Origin of the sequence: Pandoraea sp. SD6-2, from assembly GCF_000389825.1 — a bacterium.
GTDB lineage: Bacteria > Pseudomonadota > Gammaproteobacteria > Burkholderiales > Burkholderiaceae > Pandoraea > Pandoraea communis.
The window spans coordinates 218,346-240,796 of sequence record NZ_KB944435.1; the positions used below are offsets into that span (position 1 = coordinate 218,346).

Genomic DNA, 22,451 nt, shown 5'->3' on the forward strand with positions numbered 1-22,451 from the left:
AACGTTCAGTTGACGGATAGCGGCTGGGCCGGTGCGGCGCTCACCGCAGCGACCGTGGCGGCGGCTTCGGCCGACTCGGCAACCGCATCGACATCTGTATCGACATTGCGCTGTTGCGCCTGATAGAGCTTGTAGTACGCGCCTTCGCGAGCGATCAGTTCGTCGTGGTTCCCCACCTCGACGATCTTGCCGCGATCAAGCACCACGAGCCGGTCGGCCTTGCGCAGCGTCGACAACCGGTGCGCGATGGCAATCGTCGTGCGGCCCTTGACGAGGTTGTCGAGCGCCTTCTGAATTTCCTTCTCGGTGGCGGTGTCGACCGAGGACGTCGCCTCGTCGAGAATCAGGATGCGCGGGTCGATCAGCAACGCACGCGCAATGGAGATGCGTTGACGCTCACCGCCCGAGAGCGCCTGCCCGCGCTCGCCAACCAACGAATCGTAACCGTGCGGCAGCCGCAGAATGAACTCATGGGCGTGCGCCGCGCGGGCAGCCGCCACGATCTCGTCGCGCGTTGCCTCCGGCTTGCCGTACGCGATATTGTCGGCAATGGTGCCGAAGAACAGGAACGGCTCCTGCAGCACCAGACCCACGTTGCGACGGAAGTCGGAGACCGGCAGCGCACGAATATCCACGCCATCGATCTGGATCGAACCTTCGGCCACGTCGTAGAAGCGGCAGATCAAGTTGACGAGCGTGCTCTTGCCCGACCCGCTGTGACCGACCAGACCGATCATCTCGCCCGGTGCGATGCGCAGATCCATGCCGCGAATCACCGAACGGTTGCCATAACGGAAACCGATGTCGCGCAAGTCGATGGCGCCCTTCACTTCCTTCAGATGCACCGGGTTGACCGGCTCCGGCACGTTCGAGACGTGGTCGAGCACGTCAAAGATGCGCTTGGCGCCTGCGGCGGCCTTCTGCGTGACCGACACGATGCGACTCATCGAATCGAGACGCGTATAGAAGCGACTGATGTAGGTCAGGAATGCCGCGAGCACACCGACGGTGATCTCATGCTTGGAGATCTGCCAGATGCCGAATATCCAGACCACCAGCAGGCCAACTTCCGTCAGGAACGTTACGGTCGGCGAGAACAACGACCACACCTTGTTCACGCGGTCGTTGACCACGAGGTTATGCCGGTTGGCTTCCCTGAAGCGCGCGACCTCGCGGTTCTCCTGCGCAAACGCCTTCACCACGCGAATGCCCGGAATCGTGTCGGCGAGCACATTGGTGATTTCCGCCCAGATCCGGTCGACCTTCTCGAAGCCGTGACGCAGGCGATCGCGCACCAGGTGAATCAGCCAGGCGATGAACGGCAGCGGCACCAGCGTGACCACGGCCAGCCACGGGTTGATCGACACGAGAATGACCGCCGTCATGATGATCATCAGCACATCGGTGGCGAAGTCGAGCAAGTGCAGCGAGAGGAACACGCAGATGCGGTCGCTCTCCGAACCGATGCGCGCCATCAGGTCGCCCGTGCGCTTGCCGCCGAAGTACTCGAGCGAGAGCCGCAGCAGGTGCGAGTAAGTGGCCGTGCGCAGGTCGGCGCCGATACGCTCCGACACCTTCGCCAGCAGATACGTCCGCGCCCAGCCCAGCGTCCAGGCCACGAGCCCTGCCCCCAACAGACCCGACAGGTAAATTCCCACCAGGTGGTAATCGATGGGTTGACCGTTCTGGAACGGAATCAACACGTTGTCCATGAGCGGCATCGTCAGATACGGCGGGATCAACGTCGCGCCCGTGGCGCACAACGTGAGCAGGAAACCGGCGAGCAGTTCAAAACGATACGGACGGGCGAAACGCCACAGACGCAGCAATGCCCATGTTGACGATGGGGCCTCTACCTCCGGGTTGCATTGCGGGCACTCGTCGGTGCCGGGCGGCAGTTCGGCCTGACAGATCGGGCATGTGCCCGAAACGTCCTGCTCATGACTGACAGTGTGCCCCGCCACTAGCGCCTCGCGCTGGCGCGCGACGGTGTCCATCAGCGTGAGCGCCGCCGGGTTGTGGCCAAGGGTATAGCGCCAGCAGGCAAGCTTCTCGCGGGCGTCGCACAACTCGAGCGAGCCAACGCCCGCGTGATCGGCGTGCGTTAGCGACAGGTCGGCGCGATACGGCCACGACTGCCATTCGGTGTCACTGCCTTGCGCGTCACGACGCGCCTCGCGCGCCAGCAGCCGGCGCTCGGTGGCAACCACCACGCCGCGGGCGAAGTGCAGTTGCGCGTCGAGATCGACGGCCAGCCAGGCCAGTACGGTCTCGCCATCGGCCAGTTGCGCGGCAACCTCCGCGTACCAGGACTCGGCGGCGGCATTTCGAGCGGAAACGGATAACGCTGAAGCAGTACCGCCGGAAGGGCTGCTCTCGGACGATGTTGTTGAGGTGGCGGCAGAGGATGCCGCAGAAGCGGAGGTGTCGGTCATTGCTGCGGCAGACGTGTCCTCAAGGGGCGGACATCGAGGCAAACGAAGAAAAAACGAGGCGGACTTTCCCTGTCAATCCGCGAAATTGCCGCAAGTATAACCACAGCGACGCCTTTTGCGGCGCGGAGTTCCCCGATGACACGGTGCAGCATGGAAATATTGTTGCGACGGTCAACCGTTTACGGATTTTTACGTTAAGTAACCAGTTAACTGTAAGAGCGCGACCGGCTGAGCCGCCTGAAATCGGCCTCGCCGGCTTCTCCGAACCCAGCCCTGACGCGTGAATTAGCCTTAAGAATGAAAAAGAAAGACATTGAGATTTTCGATGTCCTGTCGCTGCGCGGCCCGAATATGTGGACATATCGGCCGGTGCTCGAGGCATGGGTCGATATCGGCGAACTCGAGGAGTTCCCGTCCAACAAGATCCCGGGGTTCCCTGAGCGGCTGTCCGAGTGGCTGCCCTCCCTCGTCGAGCACCGCTGCAGCATCGGCGAGCGCGGCGGTTTCCTCCAGCGCCTGCGTGAAGGTACGTGGCCCGGCCACATTCTCGAACACGTCACGCTGGAGCTGCAAAACCTAGCCGGTATGCCCGGCGGTTTCGGCAAGGCACGTGAAACCCCGATCACCGGCGTCTATAAGGTGATCGTGCGCGCCTGGCACGAAGACGTGACCCGCGCGGCCCTGTTTGCCGCCCGCGATCTGGTCATGGCAGCCATCGAAGACCGCCCCTACGACGTGGAAGCCGCCGTCGAAAACTTGCGTGGCCTGGTCGACAAACATTGTCTCGGCCCGAGCACGGCGTGCATCGTCGACGCCGCCGACGACCGCGACATCCCTCATATCCGCCTGTCCGACGGCAATCTGGTGCAGCTGGGTTACGGCGCAGCCGCCCGTCGCATCTGGACTGCCGAGACCGACCGCACCCCCGCCATCGCCGAGAGCATCTCGCGCGACAAGGACCTGACCAAGCAACTGCTCGAGTCGTGCGGCGTGCCCGTACCGGAAGGCCGTCTGGTCGAGAGCGCCGACGACGCATGGGACGCCGCGCAAGACATCGGCCTGCCTGTTGTCGTCAAGCCATACGACGGCAACCATGGTCGCGGCGTGTTCATCAATCTCGCCACACGAGACGAGGTCACCACGGCATTTGAAGTGGCCCTCGAAGAAGGCAACGGCGTGATCGTCGAGCGTTTCGTGTCGGGGCTCGAGCACCGCCTGCTGGTGGTGGGTGGGCGTGTCGTGGCCGCCGCCATGGGCGAAACGGCCTCGGTGGTTGGCGACGGCAAGCACACCGTCTCGGAACTCATCGAACTGCAGATCAACAGCGATCCGCGTCGCGGCAGCGCTGAAGATCAGCCGCTGAATCGCGTGCGCATCGATTCGTCCGCGCGCCTCGAACTCAAGCGTCAGGGTTTCGACGCCGATGCCGTGCCGCCCGAAGGCAAGAACGTTCTGATCCAGCGCAACGGCAACGTCGCCTTCGACGTGACCGACCGCGTGCACCCGAGCGTGGCCGCGCATGCGTCGCTGGCCGCGCGCATCGTGGGTCTGGACATCGCCGGTGTCGATCTGGTCGCCGAAGACATTTCCCGCCCGCTGGCGGAACAACGTGGCGCCATCGTCGAAGTCAACGCCGGTCCGGGCCTGCTCATGCACCTGAAACCGGCCGATGGCACACCGCGTCCGGTCGGGCGCGCCATCGTCGACCATCTGTTCCCCGATGGCGACACCGGGCGCATTCCGATTGTCGGCATCACCGGCACCAACGGCAAGACGGTTACGGCGCGTCTGCTCACGCATCTGTTGCAACTGGCGGGCGAACACACCGGCCTGGCTTGCAGCGACGGCCTGTTCCTCGACAAACGTCTGGTTCAGAGCGGCGACCGTGCCAATTGGGACGCCGCGCACCGCGTGCTGATGAACGCCAGCGTAACCGCAGCCGTCTTCGAGAACGACAACACCGCCATCCTCTCCGAAGGCCTTGCCTACGATCGCTGTCAGGTCGGCATCGTGACGAACATCGACCGCCCGGACCATCTGGGCCAGTATTTCGTCGAAGACGTCGACCGTATGTTCAGCGTGATGCGCACACAAATCGACGTTGTCCTGTCCGATGGCGTGGCCGTGCTCAATGCGCGCGACCCGCTCGTCGTGGAAATGGCCGAGCTGTGCGATGGCGACGTGATCTTCTTCGGTCTGGACGAACACCTGCCGGCCATCGTGGCGCATCGCGCCGCAGGCAAGCGCGTGGTCTTCGTGCGCAACGGCCAGGTCGTGCTGGCCACCGGCGCGGAAGAAACCGCCGTCGGCGCCACCGCCAACATGCCGCTGACCTACGCTGGCCGCGTCGATTTCCAGATCGAGAACGTGCTTGCCGCCGTGGCTGCCGCCTGGTCGATGGGGGTCGCCCTCGATGTGCTGCGTACCGGCGTGACCACCTTCGACGTCGGTCAGGTCGATGCACCGGGCCGCTTCACGATGTTCGAAAAGCAAGGCGCGACGGTCATCGTCGACGATGCCCACAACGCCCCCGCCCTGACGGCCCTCGCGGCAGCCTTGGCCAAGCTGCCTGCCGAGCGCCGCATCGCGGTGTACGGCCCGGGTGTCGATCGTATGGACGAAGACTTGCAGGCCGAAGGCAAGCTGCTGGCGCAAACGTTCGACCGTGTGGTGCTGTGCGACGACCTGAGCGTCGCGCGCAAGCGCCCGCTGGCCGAGTCGCGTGCACAACTGCGAGCGGGCATCGACGCGACCGGCCGCAAAGTGCTGGTCACGGATGCCACCGAGCGTCGTGCTGCTGCCGAAGCGGCACTGGCTCAACTCGTGAGCGGCGATCTGCTCGTGTTACAGGCCGATGAAGGCGGCGCCACCGCCATGCTCGACCTGGTACATCAGTGGATGGGCCAGCCAATGCGCGCGCTGGCTGCCTGAGTCGAGTCGGTCGCGGGCGGCGGCGTGCAGGGATCTCTGTCGCCGCCCGCCCTATATATAGATAGCGCCGAATACCCAAGCCACAGTCGTTTTTCTCGCCAACCATCCGCTATATAGGGACGCGAAGTGGACAGACAGGGATTGCAATTTATGGAAGTCTCCCGTATCCGCGCATTGCGCGGGCCGAACCTCTGGAGCCGTCACACCGCCATCGAGGCCATCGTGACGTGCACCGATCTGGAACATGCGATCGGCAATCTGGCCGGTTTCGAGGCTCGACTGCGCGCACGCTTTCCCGCGCTGCAGGCGTTCACGCCCGATGCCGAAGAGCGTCCGGCGTCGCTGGCCGACGCCCTCGCCACCACTGCGCTGCAACTGCAAGCAGCGGCCGGCTGCCCGGTGACGTTCAGCCAAACCACGCCGACCATCGAGCCGGGCACGTTCCAGGTCGTGGTGCAGTACAGCGAAGAGCCGGTCGGCCGCCTCGCCTTCGAACTGGCGCAACAACTGATCAACGCCGCCCTTGAAGACGGTCCGTTCGATCTTGCCGACGCCCTCTATCGTCTTCGCGATCTGGATGAAGACGTGCGTCTGGGCCCGTCGACCGGTTCGATCGTATATGCCGCCGTTGCACGCGGCATTCCGTACCGCCGTCTGACCGAAGGCTCGATGGTGCAATTCGGTTGGGGCAGCAAACAGCGCCGCATTCAGGCGGCCGAGACCGACCGCACGTCGGCCGTGGCCGAGTCGATTGCGCAGGACAAGGACCTGACCAAGACCCTACTGCACGCTGCCGGTGTGCCGGTGCCGCTGGGCGGCACGGTTCGCAATGTCGAAGATGCGTGGAAGCTGGTGCAGGAAATCGATGCACCGGTCGTGGTCAAGCCGCGCGACGGCAATCAGGGCAAGGGCGTGGCCGTGCGTCTGCGCACGCGCGAAGAAATCGAGAAAGCCTTCGAGGTCGCGCAGGACATCAGCCGCGACGTGATCATCGAGCGCTACATTCCGGGCCACGACTTCCGTCTGCTCGTGATCGGCAACAAGCTGGTGGCGGCAGCGCGTCGCGATCCGCCGCAAGTCACTGGCGACGGCGTGCACACCGTTCGGCAACTGGTCGAGACCGTGAACGCCGACCCGCGCCGTGGTGAGGGCCATGCCACGTCGCTCACCAAGATTCGTTTCGACGACATTGCACTCGCCACGCTCGCCAAGCAAGGATTGAACGCCGACTCCGTGCCGGAAGCCGGTGCGCGTGTCGTGTTGCGCAACAACGCCAACCTGTCGACCGGCGGCTCGGCCACCGATGTGACCGACGACGTTCATCCGGAAATTGCGGCGCGCGCCGTCGCGGCGGCCCAGCAAGTGGGGCTGGACATTGCCGGTGTCGACGCGGTGTGCGAGACCGTCATCAAGCCGTTCGAAGATCAGGCCGGCGGCATTGTGGAAGTCAACGCCGCGCCGGGACTGCGCATGCACCTTCAGCCGTCGTATGGCAAGGGCCGTGCGGTCGGCGAAGCCATCGTCTCGACGATGTTCGAAGACGGTGACGACGGCCGCATCCCGGTCGTGGCGGTCTCCGGCACGAACGGCAAGACGACCACGGTTCGTCTGATTGCCCACCTCATCGCCCAGCAGGGGCTGCGCGTGGGCATGACCGGCACCGACGGCATCTATATCAGCGGCGAGCGTATCGACACGGGCGATTGCAGCGGCCCGCGCAGCGCGCGCAACGTGCTGATGCACCCGGACGTGGACGCGGCCGTATTCGAAACCGCGCGTGGCGGCTTGCTGCGCGAGGGGCTGGCCTATGACCGCTGCGATGTTGCCGTGGTGACGAACATCGGCATGGGCGACCATCTGGGCCTGTCGTACATCAACACGGTGGAAGATCTTGCCGTGCTCAAGAGCGTGATCGTGCGCAATGTGGCGCCGCGCGGCATGGCCGTGCTCAACGCCGCCGATCCGATGGTCGCGCGCATGGCCGACGCCTGCCCGGGTGACGTCACGTTCTTCGCACTGGACGCCTCGCACCCGGTGCTCGCCACGCATCGCGCAACGGGCAAACGTGTGGTCTATGTCGACGGCGGCAACATCGTGACGGCGCGTGGCAGCGAAGAAGCGCGCTACGCACTGGCCGCGATTCCGCTCACACGCGGCGGCACCATCGGTTTTCAGGTCGAGAACGCAATGGCTGCCATCGGTGCAGCCTGGGCACTGAATATCGATCCGGTAACGATCCGCGCCGGACTGGCCACGTTCGTGAACGACGCGGGCACCGCGCCGGGCCGCTTCAACGTGTTCGACTACAAGGGCGCCACCGTGATTGCCGACTACGGTCACAATCCGGATGCCATTGCCGCGCTCACGCAGGCGGTGGAAACGATGCCTGCACGTCGCCGCTCCGTGGTGATTTCAGGGGCTGGCGACCGTCGTGACGACGATATTCGCCGTCAGACGCAGATCCTCGGCGACGCGTTCGACGACGTGCTGCTCTATCAAGACCAATGCCAGCGTGGCCGCGAAGATGGTGAGGTGGTGCGGTTGCTGCGCGAAGGTCTGGTCGATGCGCGTCGTGCCAACCATATCGATGAGATTCAAGGCGAGTTCGTGGCGATCGATACCGCACTCGCACGCCTGCAACCGGGTGACTTGTGCCTGATCCTCATCGATCAGGTGGACGAAGCCCTCGCGCACATCGCGCAACGTGTGGCAGAGGCCAGCGCTCGCTGAACGGCAGCAGGATCGCTCCGGCGTTCCTGCCACCCTGCCCTCTGATCGGGCACTGACCGCACAAGATTGCGCGCTCGGTGCCCGTCTTGCCTCCCGTTTTCTTTCCCGTTTTCCTCCCCTCTCGCATCCCGCTCATCAAGCCGTTCGCGTCTCTCGCGAGGATCACGCACGCGCTCTCGGCGCGGTAAGTGCGACAAAGCGTGGCGGGCCATCGAGCGCCGCCCGGTTTATCGTCGTTCACCCTACAAATAAGGTGAGTGACATGCCCGATCGTGAAGTGATTGTTCCCCCGTCGATGATATGTGCATGGACCACCATCGGGGTATCCGAGCTGGCTCATCCGGGGTTGCTGGTCGAAATCAAGTGTGTCGCGGTCCAACGTGAGAACACCTGAGCCTCTATACTTGCCGGCAACGTAAGCGCATTTTGGCAATTGACGGGGTACTGCCGGCCCAACACGGAAGCGTTCCTATGCAATCCAAAGATCACTGGAATCAGGTCTATTCAACGAAAGCTTCGACCAACGTGAGCTGGTTTCAGGAGCACGCGAGCCAGTCGGTGGCGCTCATCGCGCAGGCCGAGATCGAGAAAGGCGCCGAGATCATCGATGTCGGCGGCGGTGCGTCCACGCTGGTCGACGATCTGCTTGGCCACGGCTACCGTCACCTCACCGTCCTGGATCTGTCCGAAGCCGCGCTTGCCGTTGCGCGCGAACGCCTCGGCGCCGGCGGGGACTCGGTGTCATGGATCGCGGGCGATATTACCCGTGTCGAGTTGCCCGTCCAGAAATATGACGTGTGGCACGACCGCGCCGTCTTTCACTTCCTCACCAGCGAAGCAGACCGCCACGCCTATGTGCGCGCGGTGCTGCGCGCCGTCAAGCCGGGAGGGCTGGTAATCGTTGCCACATTTGCCGAGGACGGTCCCGAGCAATGCAGCGGACTGCCGGTCATGCGATACAGTCCGGATGCCCTTCACGCGGAATTCGGCGCGCCCTTCACCCTGTTACGAAAGGCGCGTGAGGAACACCAGACGCCGTGGGGCGCGACGCAGAAATTCATCTACTGCCTGTGCCGTAAAGAAGCTGACTGACGTCTCACATCAGCAAAAAAAGCTCACTCGCTTTCGCTGGGCCATTCCCTCTACCTTTCATTGATCCGACATGCCCCGTTCCGTCATCGCTCGTTCACTTGCCGTGTGTGCCGTCCTTAGTCTGCCGTTGCTGGCTCAAGCGGATTGCCGCGATCGTCTGGAAGGTTGGACGAATACCCTGCACCCGGGCCGCACACTCGATGCCGATCTCGCGAGTTGCAAAGTGTGGCCTGCGAATCCGGCGCTCACGCTGGTCGCGTTGCCCTTGCCGCAGAAAGGCCGCACCGACGACGACAAGGTGTATGACGTGGATGTGCTGGTGACTGACAGTCAGACGGGGAAAATCGTTGCCCATCGCTTCGAAACGTCTGCACTGGTGTCGGATGCCGTCAGACTGCGCAGCATTTCGCTCGACACGGCGCCTTGGCGCCTGACGCCGCAGGTGCTGGCCTTTGGCGTACGGACCGACTTTGAAGGGTCGTCGCGCGTGAATCCCTTCTCGCAAAGCGCGTTGAGCCTGTATGTGATGGATGGCGCGAAGCTGCGCAAGGTCGTCGACAAACTCGCGACACAAACAGGCGGCGGCGAATGGGATGGGAACTGTGCGGGCAGCTTCGCCGACACCTCGCGCAGCATCTCCGTCGGCCCGGCAGGCAAGGACGGCTATGCCAAGCTCGTCGTCAGCGAGAAAACGGTCACAACGACGAACAAGCCGACACGCAACGACTGCGCAAGCAAGGAAAGCACGTCCAAACGGCCCAACGTCACCCTTGAATATGACGGCAAGCGGTATCCGGTGCCCAAGACGCTCAGCGGAAGTTGAGTCGCCGGTCTGTTGGCACGCAAGGCAGATTTGATAAAGCGTGGGAGTGGGTGGCGAGTGCTTGAGGCCGGGGTACGGTAGTGGCCGTGTTCGGCCAGGAGCTGCCCCTTGCAAAACGGCTTGCGGGCTGATTGGAAAGGGGCGTGTAGGCCCCCCCCATCGAAGACGGCCGGCAAGCTGCTTTCTAGGGAGACTAATATACTTTCCCTAATTAATTGGATGCCACTATGAAAATGGGAACCCCGGGGCAACTACGTGCCACAACAGCTCTTCTCAAATTTTGCCGAGACCACGGACACACGGCACATTTCGTCGGGAAGCTTCAAGATTGCCTAGTGGCACTGGAAGAACAGGATAGCAATACCGTTCTTGAAATTCTCAACCTGTTCAAGATGGCTGGAATGGGGTCCTATTTGGATTGGTATCCGAAAGTCATATGTGAGCACGAAGACGAAGAGTATGTTGAGACAGTTTGGTGGTCCCTAGATGCGAACTGGAAGCAGTCGCTTTCCACAATCAGTTAGGCATCGACAATGGCGCTACAGCGGATGATGGTGGCGACGTGGCACTGACCACTTTGGGTCGGAAACAACCGTTTACGAATAGCTCTAGGTGGCCCGCAAGCGACGTTCGACAGAGACCGTTCGTCCACAATCCGAAGACACCGGTAGGCTATCAGGGGGAAAAGTGCTGTTACGTCCGGATGAAATCCACATTGAGTCAGAACGGCTTTCGATTCTGCCATTCTCGATTGATGATGCTGACGACTCATTTCGCTGCATTACCCCTTCGCTTACCCGCTTCATGTCATGGGAGCCACCGGCGAACAGAGAGACATTTGATCGCATCTGGCAAGGTTGGTTGTTAACGATCGCCGACGGGACGGACTTCACATTCGCAATCCGTCAAAAGGCTACCGGGAATTTCCTTGGGTTAGCCGGACTCCATGGTGTTACGAGTACCAGCGCGGAATTAGGAATCTGGATTCGAGAAGACTTCCACGCACAAGGCTTTGGCCGTGAAGCTGTTGCCCTTGTTGCGATGTGGGCAAGCTTGGCCCTTGGCAGCGAGAGCTTCACGTACCCGGTAGCTGAAGAAAACAACTCGAGCCGCCGTATCGCCGAATCTCTCGGTGGTGTCATCATAGAACGACGCGAGACACCGAAATTTATGTCCGTCATTTATCGAATACCTAAGCAATCGACACGCGGCGAGTAGCGAAATATGTTGTGCGACGGTGGCGAGCTTCACCCCAAAGCGTTCGTTCCCCTTCCCCACAGCTGGTACGGAGGCACACATCGGGACATTGGTTCGCGCAGATGGAAAATTCTAGAGACTCATATCCCGCATCGACGATCCCGGTGCTTGGCGACATGCCGATTCAACCGGAGTTTGCGCTTCTTGTCGCAGATGCATGCGAATCCATTGCGTCAGGGTTGGATGAACTGCTGGATGGTCTTTATCTCTACGGTAGCGTCGCACGTGGATGTGCTGTACCAGGCCGATCAGATCTTGATCTGACCCTCGTGCTAACGCGTCAGCCGTCGGCACAGGAAAGCCCGCGCATCGAGACACTGCGCCAAGGTCTGGAAGCGTGTCACTTTGAGGTAGCAAAAATTGACTTCGACATCGGGACACGTGCGGACGTACTGAATCCCGCCAATTTGTACAGCTGGGGTTATTGGCTGAAACATGAGTGTCGATGCGTTCACGGGAACGATCTTGCCCAAAGATTCGATACTTTTATCCCCTCACGAGCTATTGCAGAATCCGTGAACGGCGACTACTTCCAAGTGTTGAACGAACATGCTCATCGCATCGCCGGCGCCAGTCACCCTGACACAGAAAGTCGCCTCATGAAAGAAGCCGCAAGGAAGCTGATTCGCTCGACAAATATACTCAGGACCAGCTCGGATCCATTTTGGCCTCGCACGCTGGAAGAGCACGTCAGTCATTTCTCCGCGGGGTACCCGAAGATGGCCGACCAGCTGGAGTTTTTCCTGACGCAGGCAAGAGCACCGCAGACCTCAGCAACACTTTTCAACGTCAACCTGTCGCGCTTCATTGGCTGGATGCAGTGCGAACATCAGCGCCTATCGACGGCAACTTAGGGTCAAAAACGATCTATCGAACATCGCAGACTAGAAGGGGCTGCCTGACATTAGAATCAGGCGCTCGCTCAAGCGCCCAAACGCAATCTGTCGCTATCGCGTAGCGAATCTACAGGTGGAAATCGCCCGCGGCTTCCGGCTGGTAAAGCACTTTCTCGATCCGAATGCAGCGGGTCCGGTCCGGAATCCGCCAGTCGATGGCGTCGCCCTCCTTGTAGCCCAGAATCGCGGTGCCGACGCCGGAGAAAACGGACAGTTTCCGGGCGCTGCCGTCCGCGTCCTGCGGGTAGACCAGGTCCACTTCCACTTTCTCGTCGTCCAGATGCAGCACGGCCCTGGAGTTCATCGTGATCACATCCCGCGCCACCTGCCGAGCATCGACGACGATGGCTCGCTCGATCTCGTGCTCCAGTTCAACCACATCAGCGCCTTGCTCCAGCGCCACCAGATTCCTGAGCCGGTTCTGGTCGATTTCAGTGATGTAGATCTCAGAAGGGTCGCCCAAAGCGCCTTCGCGCAAGCGCTGCAGATAGCGCTCTGAAGTCATCGCATATGACTTCATCGTGGGGGTTTCACTGTCGAGCAGAAAGCCACAACGCAGGAAGGCCTTCAACGAGCGCGTGTTATCTATGTGGATCTTGGCGATGACCTTCTCGGCTCGCATGTCGAAGAAGGCGAACTTCATGCCTTCACGCAAGGCGCTGCCACCGAGCTTACGGCCCCAGTTGTCGCGGTTTCCGATGACCAGGACAATCTCGCAGTCCGCCCCCGTCTTGACGAGGCGCACGAAGCCCACCGGCTTGTCATGCCGGTCGTACGCCATGAAGAACCGGCCGCCTTGATTAAACAGATGGGTGAGGATCGGCAACTGGACCCGATCAACGACTTGTTCGATGAACCGGGAGACATGACGTGAATCGCTCAGATAGCGGATGACGCCCTCGTCTTCCAACCAATCCATCAAATTCAGCGCGTTTGCCCGAGTGATCTCCGGGCACAGAGAAATGAAAGGCTTGCTCATCTTCACCACACTTGATCGCAAGAATAAAAGCCTTTCATGGCTACGGCCATGACGGTTCTTTCGACAAAACATCCATTCTAAGACAGTCCGCGCGGGCCGAGACCTTCAACCTGACCAGATAAGGTTGCGCGAGCGTCTGGAACCTCCAGCCTCTCGCGCAGGGCCAGTTCATCCTCAACGGCGCGGCATAACCCTCTGGCGCATTGCGCAGCGCCGCGCCTCGGGCAACCCGGCGGCCACCTCGTGCGCCAACACCTTCCTGAGCCGTTCGCTCAGATCTGGCGCGGCAATCGGCACGAAGCCCAGCCGGGTGTAAAACGGCTCGTTCCAGGGCACGTCTCGAAACGTCGTCAGCGTGAGCGCCGCCAGTCCCGTGTGTGCCGCATGCTCGGACGCCGCAGCCATCAACGCGCGTCCCAGTCCGCGCGACTGCCAATCGCGATGCACGGACACTTCCCACACGTGCAATTCGTCGCCAAAGACCTCGGCTTCGAGAAACGCTACGGGCTTGTCATCTTGATCGACGGCCACCCAAGCCACGCCCTTCATGATCAATTCGCGATGCCGAGCCACCGGCATCCCCGCACCGTCCGCCAACCAAGCCAGTTCCGGTAGCAGACGAAACAATTCGCCCGCACTCCGGTCAACTCGCGGCAGTGCGGGCGCATCGTCTGGCGTGGCGACGCGAATGCGCGCCTCCGCCATCGTTCCCATCCTCGTCAAACCACGACCTCTTGTGGCGCCATTTCGGTACCGTACGACGCCCAGCGGCCGTCGGCATCGGTCGCGGCCACCGTCGGCTTGCACTGCCCGGCGGTCTCGTCCAGCCCTTGCAGCAACGGGCAACGCTCAAAGAGTTCAGCGATGAAGTCTACAAATACGCGGACTTTAGGCGACAAATGACGATTATGCGGATAGACGGCCGAAATCGGCATGGGCGGCGGTTTCCATTGATGCAGCACCTCGACCAGTTGGCCGGATTGCAGATACGGAAGCGCCATGAAGCGCGCCAGTTGCACCGTGCCGAAGCCTGCGAGCCCCAATTGCAGATAGGCTTCGGCGTCATTGACGGCGATGGCCCCCTGCATGTTGATTTCAACTTCCTTGCCGTCCACGAGGAACTGCTCTTCGACGACGCGTCCCGTGCGGCTTGAGAAGTAATGCACCGCCGTGTGGCGTTGCAGGTCGTCGAGCGTATGCGGCATGCCCATGCGCTCCAGATACGCCGGTGACGCACACGTCAAGCTCTGGAACAAGCCCACGCGCCGCGCGACGAGGCTCGAATCCTGAAGTGTGCCAACGCGCAACACGCAATCGACCCCCTCCTGGATCAGATCGACCGGCTTATCGCCCATGCCGACCATGAGTTCGATTTCCGGATAGCGGTCGTGAAACTCGCACAACGACGGGAGCACCACAAGCTTGGCGAGCGAGCCCGGCATGTCGACGCGCAGCTTGCCGCGCACGCGTTGGCTGCTCTCGCGGAACGACGATTCCGTCTCCTCGATATCCGCGAGGATTCGCAGGCAGCGCTCGTAATAAGCCGCGCCATCGGGCGTCAGGTTAAGCCGGCGGGTCGTGCGTTGCAGCAGCCGCGTGCCCAAATGTGCCTCAAGGTTTTGAATAATCGTGGTCACCGAGGTGCGCGGCAACCCGAGATTGTCGGCCGCGCGTGAAAAGCTGTTCGCCTCGACCACTCGCGTGAAGACCTGCATCGCTTGCAAGCGATCCATGATGTTTCCCCATTCAAAAGCGCTGTTGCACTGACCGATCCGGCATTGTGTGTCCCCGCCCCCATGCATATGCATATTGGTCGAAGTCATAAGCCAATGCCCATAAGGCCGCCATCGATTAGTCGAGCTGACCGAACAGTGTTGCCAAATTATAGGCGTTTATCCTAATGTCCGTGGCCTCTAGACTTCGCTCCATCGAATGTCATGAGAGGGGTATCGCTCGCGCGAACCCAAAGTCATATGTCAGCCAACGCCAAGTCGCATTCCGGACGATCGGGGCAAACGCACCGCACCGAAGACGGACTGCGCATCGAAGAGGTGAGCATCGCCGGCCATGTGGGTCCGGTAACGCTGCGCCTTTACCGGCCCACCGTCCCCGCCGCTGGCGCGGACCATGAGCATGCCGGCGAGCCCGGCGTGGTGGTGCCGCTCGAGGCGCATCTGCCCACGGTGCTGTACTTCCACGGCGGCGGCTTCTGCAAAGGTTCGCTCGACGACGGCGATGTCGCCGCGCGCTATCTGGCGTTGCACGTCCCCGCACTGGTCGTCTCGGTCGGCTATTCGCTCGCCCCGGAACACCCGTTCCCCGCCGCACCGGAAGACGCCTGGTGCGCCGCACTCTGGCTGCAACGCCACGCCCGCCGCTACGGCGCAAGCCCGCGCCGGTTGGCCGTAGTCGGTCACGATGCCGGGGGCAACATTGCTGCGGCGCTTACGATGATCTCGCGTGATCGCGGCGAAGTGGCCGTTTCCGCACAGGTGCTGCTCGCCCCGCTGCTCGACCCCAGCATGACGCGCCTGGCCGATGGCCGCACGCCCAGCGATATCGAAGCGAGCGAGTGTTCCAGATGCTATCGCGCCTACCTGCCGCATGCCACGCAGCGCTTGCACCCGTATGCCGCACCGCTCGAATCGCGCCGTCTCGCGGGCCTGCCGCCCACGTTGATCGCGTCTGCCGAACACGACCTGCTGCACGTCGAAGCCGAAAAGTACGCTGCCGAACTCATCGCGGCCGGCGTGCCGACACAGGTCACGCGCCATCGCAGCGCTTCCCACCACGGCCTGGCCGCTCTGCCCGCCGCGTTGCGGGAAGTGGCCGCGTTCCTGACACGCCGGCTGGCACCCCCGCCGCCGGCTCTACCCAGTGAGTCCATCCGATCCCGGAGCTTTCAACAATGACCACCCTCGCTCGCAAACCTGTACTCATTGCCGCCGCCGCCACGCTGGCGCTCCTGGCCATCGGCACGCTCACCGTCGTGCGCGTTGACGCCAGCACGCCCGCTGCCCAAGTCATGCCGACTGCGGAAGTGGATGTGGCCAACGTGATCTCGCGCACCGTGACCGACTGGCAGAGCTATTCCGGCCGGCTCGACGCAGTGGATCGCGTCGATATCAAGCCGCTCGTGTCGGGCACCATCACCGCCGTGCATTTCAAAGATGGTCAACTCGTGAAGAAGGGTGACGCCCTCTTTACGATCGACCCGCGCCCGTATGCGGCCGAAGTCGACCGTGCGGCGGCGCAACTCGCGTCGGCTCAGGCCCGTGACGTCTTCACCAGCACCGACCTCGCCCGCGCACAGCGCCTGATCGCGGATAACGCCATCGCGAAGAAGGACTTCGACCAGAAGGAAAACGCCGCGCGCGAAGCCGTAGCCAACGTGAAGGCGGCGAAGGCGGCGCTGGAGACGGCGCGCATCAATCTGGGCTACACGCAGATCGTGGCGCCGGTCGCCGGTCGGGTATCGCGTGCAGAGATTACGGTCGGCAATACCGTGTCGGCCGGTGCGCAATCGCCCGCGCTGACCACGGTAGTGTCGGTCTCGCCGATCTACGCGGCGTTCGACGTCGACGAGCAGACCTATCTGCGTTATCTCGCGCGCGACACGGCCAAAACGAGCGGTGTGCCCGTCGATCTGGGCCTTGCCAACGAAACGGGCTACTCGCGCAAGGGCACCGTGTATTCCGTGGATAACCGCTTCGACACCACGTCGGGCACGATCCGCGTGCGTGCGCGCTTCGACAACACCGACGGCGCGCTCCTGCCGGGGTTGTACGCCCGCATTCGCGTGGGGGGCGGCGAACCCCATCCGGCACTGCTCGTGGACGAAGCCGCTATCGGCACCGACCAGAGCAAGAAGTTCGTGATGGTCGTCGACCCGCAAAACAAGGCGCAGTACCGCGAAGTTCAATTGGGCGAGCGTCATGGCGGTCTCGTAGAAATCGCCTCGGGTCTGAAGGATGGCGAGCGCATCGTCGTGAACGGTCTGCAACGCGTGCGTCCGGGCGACACGGTCTCGCCGAAGACCGTAAAAATGGCTGGCGACACCGGCGATACCCACGATGCGGGCGCCACCGCAGTCGCCGCAAGCGATACCGCCGATGCAGCGGGCAAAACCGCCAAGCCGGCCGCGAACAACGCCGACACCGCGCAGAAGACTTCGCAGACCCGCAGCAAGGATGGTGCCGCAACGCATTCGGCCGCAGCCCAGACGGGTGCGGTGACGAAGACGGCGTCGCGCTCTTAACGTTCTCAGTGTTCGTAACGCGCATACCGTTCATACCGTTCGTAAGTCGCGTGCAGGCACACGTATTCATTGCACGCTGAACGACACCCCAGACTTTCGTCATGAACATCTCAAAATTCTTTATCGACCGACCCATCTTTGCGGGGGTTCTTTCGGTCATCACGCTACTGGCCGGCTTGATCGCCGTGTTCCAGTTGCCGATCTCGGAGTACCCGGAAGTGGTCCCGCCGTCGGTCGTCGTGCATGCCCAGTACCCCGGCGCCAACCCGAAGGTGATCGCCGAGACGGTGGCTTCGCCGCTCGAAGAGCAGATCAACGGCGTGGAAAACATGCTGTACATGCAGTCGCAGGCCAACAGCGACGGCAACCTCACCACGACCGTGACCTTCCGTCTGGGCACCGATCCGGACAAGGCGCAGCAACTCGTGCAGAACCGTGTCTCGCAAGCGCTGCCGCGCCTGCCCGACGACGTGCAGCGCCTTGGCGTGACGACCATCAAGTCCTCGCCCACGCTCACGATGGTGGTGCACCTGATCTCGCCGAACGACCGTTACGACATGACCTACCTGCGCAACTACGCGCTCATCAACGTCAAGGATCGCCTCTCGCGGATCAAGGGCGTGGGTGAAGTGCAGTTGTGGGGAGCGGGCGACTACTCGATGCGCGTGTGGCTCGATCCGGCCAAGGTCGCCCAGCGCGGCCTGACCGCATCGGACGTGGTGAAAGCTATTCGCGAGCAAAACGTGCAGGTTGCCGCCGGTGTGATCGGCGCGACGCCGACCGGCCCGAATACGCCGCTGCAACTGAACGTGAATGCGCGCGGCCGATTGAACACGGAAGAAGAGTTCCGCGACATCATCCTGAAGACCTCGCCGGATGGCGCCGTCACGCATCTGAGCGACGTGGCCCGTGTGCAGCTCGACGCCTCGTCCTACAGCCTGCGCTCGTTGCTCGACAACAAGCCGGCCGTGGGCCTTGGTATCAATCAGGCTCCGGGGGCAAATTCGCTGCAAATCTCGGACGATGTCCGCGCGGCGATGGCCGATCTGCAAAAAGATATGCCGCCGGGTGTGGAGTACCGCATCGAGTACGACCCGACGCAATTTGTGCGCTCGTCGATCAGCGCCGTGGTGCACACACTGCTCGAGGCCATTGCGCTGGTGGTGTTGGTGGTGATCGTGTTCCTGCAAACGTGGCGTGCGTCGATCATTCCGCTGCTCGCCGTGCCGGTGTCGATCGTGGGGACGTTTGCCCTGCTGCTTGGCTTCGGCTACTCGATCAATGCGTTGTCGCTGTTCGGGATGGTGCTCGCCATCGGTATCGTGGTCGACGATGCGATCGTGGTCGTCGAAAACGTGGAACGTAACATCGCGGCCGGACTGTCGCCGAAGGAGGCGACGTATCAGGCGATGCGGGAAGTGAGCGGTCCGATTATCGCCATCGCGCTTACGCTGGTCGCCGTGTTCGTGCCGCTCGCTTTCATGTCGGGCCTGACGGGGCAGTTCTACAAGCAGTTCGCCATGACCATCGCCATCTCGACGGTGATCTCGGCATTCAACTCGCTCACGCTCTCGCCGGCCATGGCCGCCCTGTTGCTCAAGGACCATCACGCCAAGCCGGATTGGCTCACGCGCCAGATGAACCGTTATCTGGGTGGCTTCTTCGGCGCGTTCAACCGCGTGTTCCATCGCGGCTCGGAGAAATACGGGCACGGCGTGACCCGCGTGATTGGCCGCAAGGCCGTCATGATGGCGATCTTCGCCGTGTTGCTGGGCGTGACGGTATTGCTGGGCAAGGTCGTTCCGGGTGGCTTCGTGCCGGCGCAGGACAAGGAATATCTGATCGCATTTGCGCAGTTGCCCAATGGCGCGTCGCTCGACCGCACCGAGACCGTGATCCGCGACATGTCCGCGATCGCGCTCAAGACGCCTGGCGTGAAGAGCGCCATCGCCTTCCCCGGTCTGTCGGTCAACGGCTTCACCAACTCGTCGTCGGCAGGCATCGTGTTCGTCACGCTCAAGCCGTTTAGCGAGCGAAAGGACAAGTCGCTGTCGGCCGCTGCCATCGCGGCGAAACTCAATGGCGAATACTCGAAGAACAAGGACTCGTTCATCGCGGTGTTCCCGCCCCCGCCGGTGCTGGGTCTCGGTACGCTCGGCGGCTTCAAGCTGCAGGTCGAAGACCGCGGTGCACTCGGCTACGAAGCCTTGAACGACGCCACGCAGGCGTTCATCAAGAAGGCATCGCAGACGAAGGAACTGGGCCCGACGTTCTCGTCGTACCAGATCAACGTGCCGCAACTGAACGTGGATCTCGACCGCGTGAAGGCCAAGCAATTGGGCGTGCCGATCACCGACGTGTTCGACACCATGCAGATCTACCTCGGCTCGCTGTACGTGAACGACTTCAACAAGTTCGGTCGCGTGTATCAGGTTCGTGTGCAAGCCGACGCGCCGTTCCGTGCACACGCCAATGACATCGGCCTGCTCAAAACGCGCAACGGCAATGGCGACATGGTGCCGCTCTCGTCGCTGGTGAAGGTCACGCCGACGTATGGTCCGGAAATGGTGGTGCGTTACAACGGCTACACCGCCGCCGACATCAACGGGGGCCCGGCCCCAGGTTACTCGTCGGGTCAGGCGCAAGCCGCTGTGGAACGCATTGCCGCAGAAACGCTGCCGCGCGGCGTGAAGTTCGAATGGACCGACCTGACGTATCAACAGATTCTCGCGGGCGATTCGGCGCTGTGGGTGTTCCCGATCTCCGTGCTGCTGGTGTTCCTGGTGCTGGCCGCGCAGTACGAAAGCCTGACGCTGCCGCTGGCCGTGATCATGATCGTGCCGATGAGCATCATGTCTGCGCTGTTCGGGGTTTGGCTCACGCGGGGCGATAACAACATCTTCACGCAGATCGGTTTGATGGTGCTGGTGGGGCTGTCGGCGAAGAACGCGATTCTGATCGTGGAATTCGCCCGGGAACTGGAAATGCAAGGCCGTACCGCAATCGCCGCCGCCATCGAGGCAAGCCGTCTGCGTCTGCGCCCGATTCTGATGACGTCCATCGCGTTCATCATGGGTGTGGTGCCGCTGGTGACGTCGAGCGGTGCCGGTTCGGAAATGCGTCATGCCATGGGCGTGGCCGTGTTCTTCGGCATGATCGGGGTGACCGGTTTCGGTCTGATCCTGACGCCGGTGTTCTACGTGCTGCTCCGCACGCTGGCAGGCAAGAAGCCGCTGCATAGTGCGCACGCGTCGACCATGCCCGCCAACGTCAAGGCCGAAGTCTGAAGGATGCCAATCATGCAATCGCAATGGATGAAACGCAGTCTGGGTGTCTCGGGCCTGCTCGCCACCCTGCTGGTGGTGGCGGGCTGCTCGATGGCCCCCACGTACGAAGTGCCGACGGTGACCGACAAAGGCACACCGACGGCCTTCAAGGAAGCCACACTCCCGGCCAGTGAAGCCGGGACCTGGAAGACCGCCGAGCCCTCCGAGGCCATGGCGCGCGGCGAATGGTGGAAGGTGTTCGGCGACGCCACGCTCGACCAGCTCGAAGCAGACGCGCTGTCCGCCAACCAGAACCTGAAGGCCGCCGCCACCCGCGTGCAGCAAGCGCGCGGTGTGCAGCGTCAGGCCCGTGCCGCCCTTTTCCCGACGCTCGACGCCGGGTTCGGTCCCACGCGTCAGAAGGTCTCGCCGGCCTCGCAGCTTCAGCCGGACGGCACGAATATCGCGCCGTTCACCCTGTGGCGGGCGCAAGCGAGCGTCGGCTACGAAGTCGATCTGTTCGGGCGCGTGTCGGATAACGTCGCTGCCGCCCGTGCAGACGCCGAGCAAAGCGAAGCGCTGTACCACTCGGTGCAGCTCGCGCTGCAAGCCGACGTCGCGCAGAACTACTTCAACCTGCGCGAACTCGATGCCGAACAGGCGCTGTACACGCAGACGGTAACGCTGCGCGAAGAGGCCCTCAAGCTGGTGCAACGACGCTTTACCGAAGGCGATATCGGCGAGTTGGACGTGGCACGCGCCAAGGCCGAACTGGCCACGGCGCAATCCGACGCATTGGCCGTCGCCCGCCTGCGCGCAGCGTCTGAACACAGCCTGGCCATCCTGCTCGGCAAGACGCCGGCGGAATTCACGTTCGCGCCGTCGCCGCTCGTGCCTGTCGCGGTGCGCATTCCCGCAGGACTGCCGTCGGCGTTGCTCGAACGGCGTCCGGATATCGCAGCGGCCGAACGGGCGATGGCCGCCGCGAACGCGCGCATCGGCGTTGCGAAAGCGGCGTTCTTCCCGTCGCTCTCGCTGACCGGCTCGGGCGGTTTCGAAGCTGCCACCCTGGGCGACCTGTTCAACTGGTCGAGCCGTACGTTCTTGCTGGGGCCGGTGGTCGGTGGCCTGCTCTCGATGCCGATCTTCGACGGCGGTGCACGCAGCGGCAATCTGTCGCGTGCCCGTGCTCAGTACGAAGAGGACGTGGCGAACTACCGTCAACAGGTGCTCGTGGCGTTCCAGGAAGTCGAAGACAACCTGTCGAACCTGCGTCTGCTTGCGGCACAAACGCGCGCCCAGGATGACGCCGTGAAATCGTCGAACCGTGCCGCGCAACTTTCGCGCACGCAGTATCAGGAGGGCTCGATTGCTTACCTAGACGTCATCGATGCCGAGCGCACAGTGCTGCAGTCGCAACGCAGCGCCGTCCAGCTTGCGGGTGCGCAAGCCGTGTCGACCGTCAACCTGATCCGCGCCCTCGGCGGCGGCTGGGGGGGTGTGCCTGCGGCCAACGCGCCGGCGACGCCTGCTCCCGCTGCGGCGGCCGCGGCAGCCGCGCCCGGCAGCAATGCCACCGTGGCCGCACGCTGATTGGCATCAACGTAACTCGATAGAACGTCGGCAAGACAGGCGTGACGCGCTCGAAGTACCGGGCCGTCACGCAGCATCGGACGCATCGAACCGGCGGCCGCACTCGTGTCCCCCAAGACGAGTGGCGCGCCGACCCGCCCCCGACGTGCGCCAAGCACGCCGCCGGTTTCGATGCACCCGGTCATCGGTTG

At 62.7% G+C, this 22,451-nt stretch carries 14 protein-coding genes; 10 read left to right on the top strand and 4 right to left on the bottom strand.

The genetic code is table 11. From position 1 onward, the window contains the following. Nucleotides 1–5: 5 nt before the first annotated feature. Nucleotides 6–2,435 carry an ABC transporter ATP-binding protein gene (locus C266_RS10665; RefSeq protein ID WP_010808113.1) on the bottom strand — a complete coding sequence of 810 codons (2,430 nt, stop codon included), beginning with the start codon at nucleotides 2,433–2,435 and terminating at the stop codon, nucleotides 6–8. Nucleotides 2,436–2,732: 297 nt separating this feature from the next. Here C266_RS10665 and cphA (C266_RS10670) point away from each other — a divergent pair, with 297 nt between their 5' ends. The 6 genes from cphA (C266_RS10670) to C266_RS10700 all read left to right on the top strand — a co-directional run bounded on the left by cphA (C266_RS10670) (nucleotide 2,733) and on the right by C266_RS10700 (nucleotide 12,122). Beyond that, entirely contained in the window at nucleotides 2,733–5,366 is a 2,634-nt protein-coding gene (gene cphA / locus C266_RS10670; protein WP_010808114.1) for a cyanophycin synthetase, read from the top strand. 150 nt (nucleotides 5,367–5,516) lie between these two features. After that, the gene (gene cphA / locus C266_RS10675; RefSeq protein WP_010808115.1) at nucleotides 5,517–8,096 is read left to right on the top strand and encodes a cyanophycin synthetase; all 2,580 of its coding nucleotides are present in this window, start codon (nucleotides 5,517–5,519) and stop codon (nucleotides 8,094–8,096) included. 471 nt (nucleotides 8,097–8,567) lie between these two features. After that, a complete protein-coding gene (locus tag C266_RS10680) occupies nucleotides 8,568–9,188 on the top strand; it encodes a class I SAM-dependent methyltransferase (RefSeq protein ID WP_010808116.1) in 621 nt (206 codons plus the stop codon). Between the two features lie 70 nt (nucleotides 9,189–9,258). Further along, nucleotides 9,259–10,011, top strand: a complete 753-nt coding sequence (locus C266_RS10685; RefSeq protein ID WP_010808117.1) for a hypothetical protein — start codon at nucleotides 9,259–9,261, stop codon at nucleotides 10,009–10,011. A 687-nt stretch (nucleotides 10,012–10,698) separates the two neighbouring features. Then, nucleotides 10,699–11,229: a GNAT family N-acetyltransferase gene (locus tag C266_RS10695; RefSeq protein WP_010808119.1), complete on the top strand. Its 531-nt coding sequence runs from the start codon at nucleotides 10,699–10,701 to the stop codon at nucleotides 11,227–11,229. Between the two features lie 101 nt (nucleotides 11,230–11,330). Next, nucleotides 11,331–12,122 carry a nucleotidyltransferase domain-containing protein gene (locus C266_RS10700; protein WP_036662457.1) on the top strand — a complete coding sequence of 264 codons (792 nt, stop codon included), beginning with the start codon at nucleotides 11,331–11,333 and terminating at the stop codon, nucleotides 12,120–12,122. Nucleotides 12,123–12,231: 109 nt separating this feature from the next. Here C266_RS10700 and C266_RS10705 read toward each other — a convergent pair whose 3' ends face one another. From C266_RS10705 to C266_RS10715, 3 genes are all read right to left on the bottom strand, one after another. Further along, complete coding sequence (locus C266_RS10705) at nucleotides 12,232–13,143, bottom strand: bifunctional GNAT family N-acetyltransferase/nucleoside diphosphate kinase regulator (RefSeq protein ID WP_010808121.1); 912 nt, start codon at nucleotides 13,141–13,143, stop codon at nucleotides 12,232–12,234. Between the two features lie 174 nt (nucleotides 13,144–13,317). Beyond that, a complete protein-coding gene (locus C266_RS10710; RefSeq protein WP_010808122.1) occupies nucleotides 13,318–13,848 on the bottom strand; it encodes a GNAT family N-acetyltransferase in 531 nt (176 codons plus the stop codon). 14 nt (nucleotides 13,849–13,862) lie between these two features. Next, complete coding sequence (locus tag C266_RS10715; protein ID WP_010808123.1) at nucleotides 13,863–14,876, bottom strand: LysR family transcriptional regulator; 1,014 nt, start codon at nucleotides 14,874–14,876, stop codon at nucleotides 13,863–13,865. 240 nt (nucleotides 14,877–15,116) lie between these two features. On the opposite strand from C266_RS10715, the gene C266_RS10720 reads away from it, so the two are divergent. The 4 genes from C266_RS10720 (at nucleotide 15,117) to C266_RS10735 (ending at nucleotide 22,260) form a co-directional block, all read left to right on the top strand. Then, entirely contained in the window at nucleotides 15,117–16,055 is a 939-nt protein-coding gene (locus tag C266_RS10720; protein WP_010808124.1) for an alpha/beta hydrolase, read from the top strand. After that, nucleotides 16,052–17,401 carry an efflux RND transporter periplasmic adaptor subunit gene (locus C266_RS10725; RefSeq protein ID WP_010808125.1) on the top strand — a complete coding sequence of 450 codons (1,350 nt, stop codon included), beginning with the start codon at nucleotides 16,052–16,054 and terminating at the stop codon, nucleotides 17,399–17,401. The genes C266_RS10720 and C266_RS10725 overlap by 4 nt, the downstream gene beginning before the upstream one ends. Before the next feature lie 101 nt (nucleotides 17,402–17,502). After that, a complete protein-coding gene (locus tag C266_RS10730; protein ID WP_010808126.1) occupies nucleotides 17,503–20,688 on the top strand; it encodes an efflux RND transporter permease subunit in 3,186 nt (1,061 codons plus the stop codon). Nucleotides 20,689–20,700: 12 nt separating this feature from the next. Further along, nucleotides 20,701–22,260: an efflux transporter outer membrane subunit gene (locus tag C266_RS10735; protein ID WP_010808127.1), complete on the top strand. Its 1,560-nt coding sequence runs from the start codon at nucleotides 20,701–20,703 to the stop codon at nucleotides 22,258–22,260. Nucleotides 22,261–22,451 lie beyond the last annotated feature (191 nt).

Excerpts from the sequence above, each read along its gene's own strand:
- C266_RS10700 (WP_036662457.1), top strand. The coding sequence starts at position 11,331 with ATGGAAAATTCTAGAGACTCATATCCCGCATCGACGATCCCGGTGCTT.
- C266_RS10705 (WP_010808121.1), bottom strand. The coding sequence starts at position 13,143 with ATGAGCAAGCCTTTCATTTCTCTGTGCCCGGAGATCACTCGGGCAAAC.
- C266_RS10710 (WP_010808122.1), bottom strand. The coding sequence starts at position 13,848 with ATGGCGGAGGCGCGCATTCGCGTCGCCACGCCAGACGATGCGCCCGCA.
- C266_RS10665 (WP_010808113.1), bottom strand. The coding sequence starts at position 2,435 with ATGACCGACACCTCCGCTTCTGCGGCATCCTCTGCCGCCACCTCAACA.
- C266_RS10720 (WP_010808124.1), top strand. The coding sequence starts at position 15,117 with ATGTCAGCCAACGCCAAGTCGCATTCCGGACGATCGGGGCAAACGCAC.
- cphA (WP_010808115.1), top strand. The coding sequence starts at position 5,517 with ATGGAAGTCTCCCGTATCCGCGCATTGCGCGGGCCGAACCTCTGGAGC.
- C266_RS10730 (WP_010808126.1), top strand. The coding sequence starts at position 17,503 with ATGAACATCTCAAAATTCTTTATCGACCGACCCATCTTTGCGGGGGTT.
- C266_RS10685 (WP_010808117.1), top strand. The coding sequence starts at position 9,259 with ATGCCCCGTTCCGTCATCGCTCGTTCACTTGCCGTGTGTGCCGTCCTT.
- cphA (WP_010808114.1), top strand. The coding sequence starts at position 2,733 with ATGAAAAAGAAAGACATTGAGATTTTCGATGTCCTGTCGCTGCGCGGC.
- C266_RS10735 (WP_010808127.1), top strand. The coding sequence starts at position 20,701 with ATGCAATCGCAATGGATGAAACGCAGTCTGGGTGTCTCGGGCCTGCTC.
- C266_RS10680 (WP_010808116.1), top strand. The coding sequence starts at position 8,568 with ATGCAATCCAAAGATCACTGGAATCAGGTCTATTCAACGAAAGCTTCG.
- C266_RS10725 (WP_010808125.1), top strand. The coding sequence starts at position 16,052 with ATGACCACCCTCGCTCGCAAACCTGTACTCATTGCCGCCGCCGCCACG.
- C266_RS10715 (WP_010808123.1), bottom strand. The coding sequence starts at position 14,876 with ATGGATCGCTTGCAAGCGATGCAGGTCTTCACGCGAGTGGTCGAGGCG.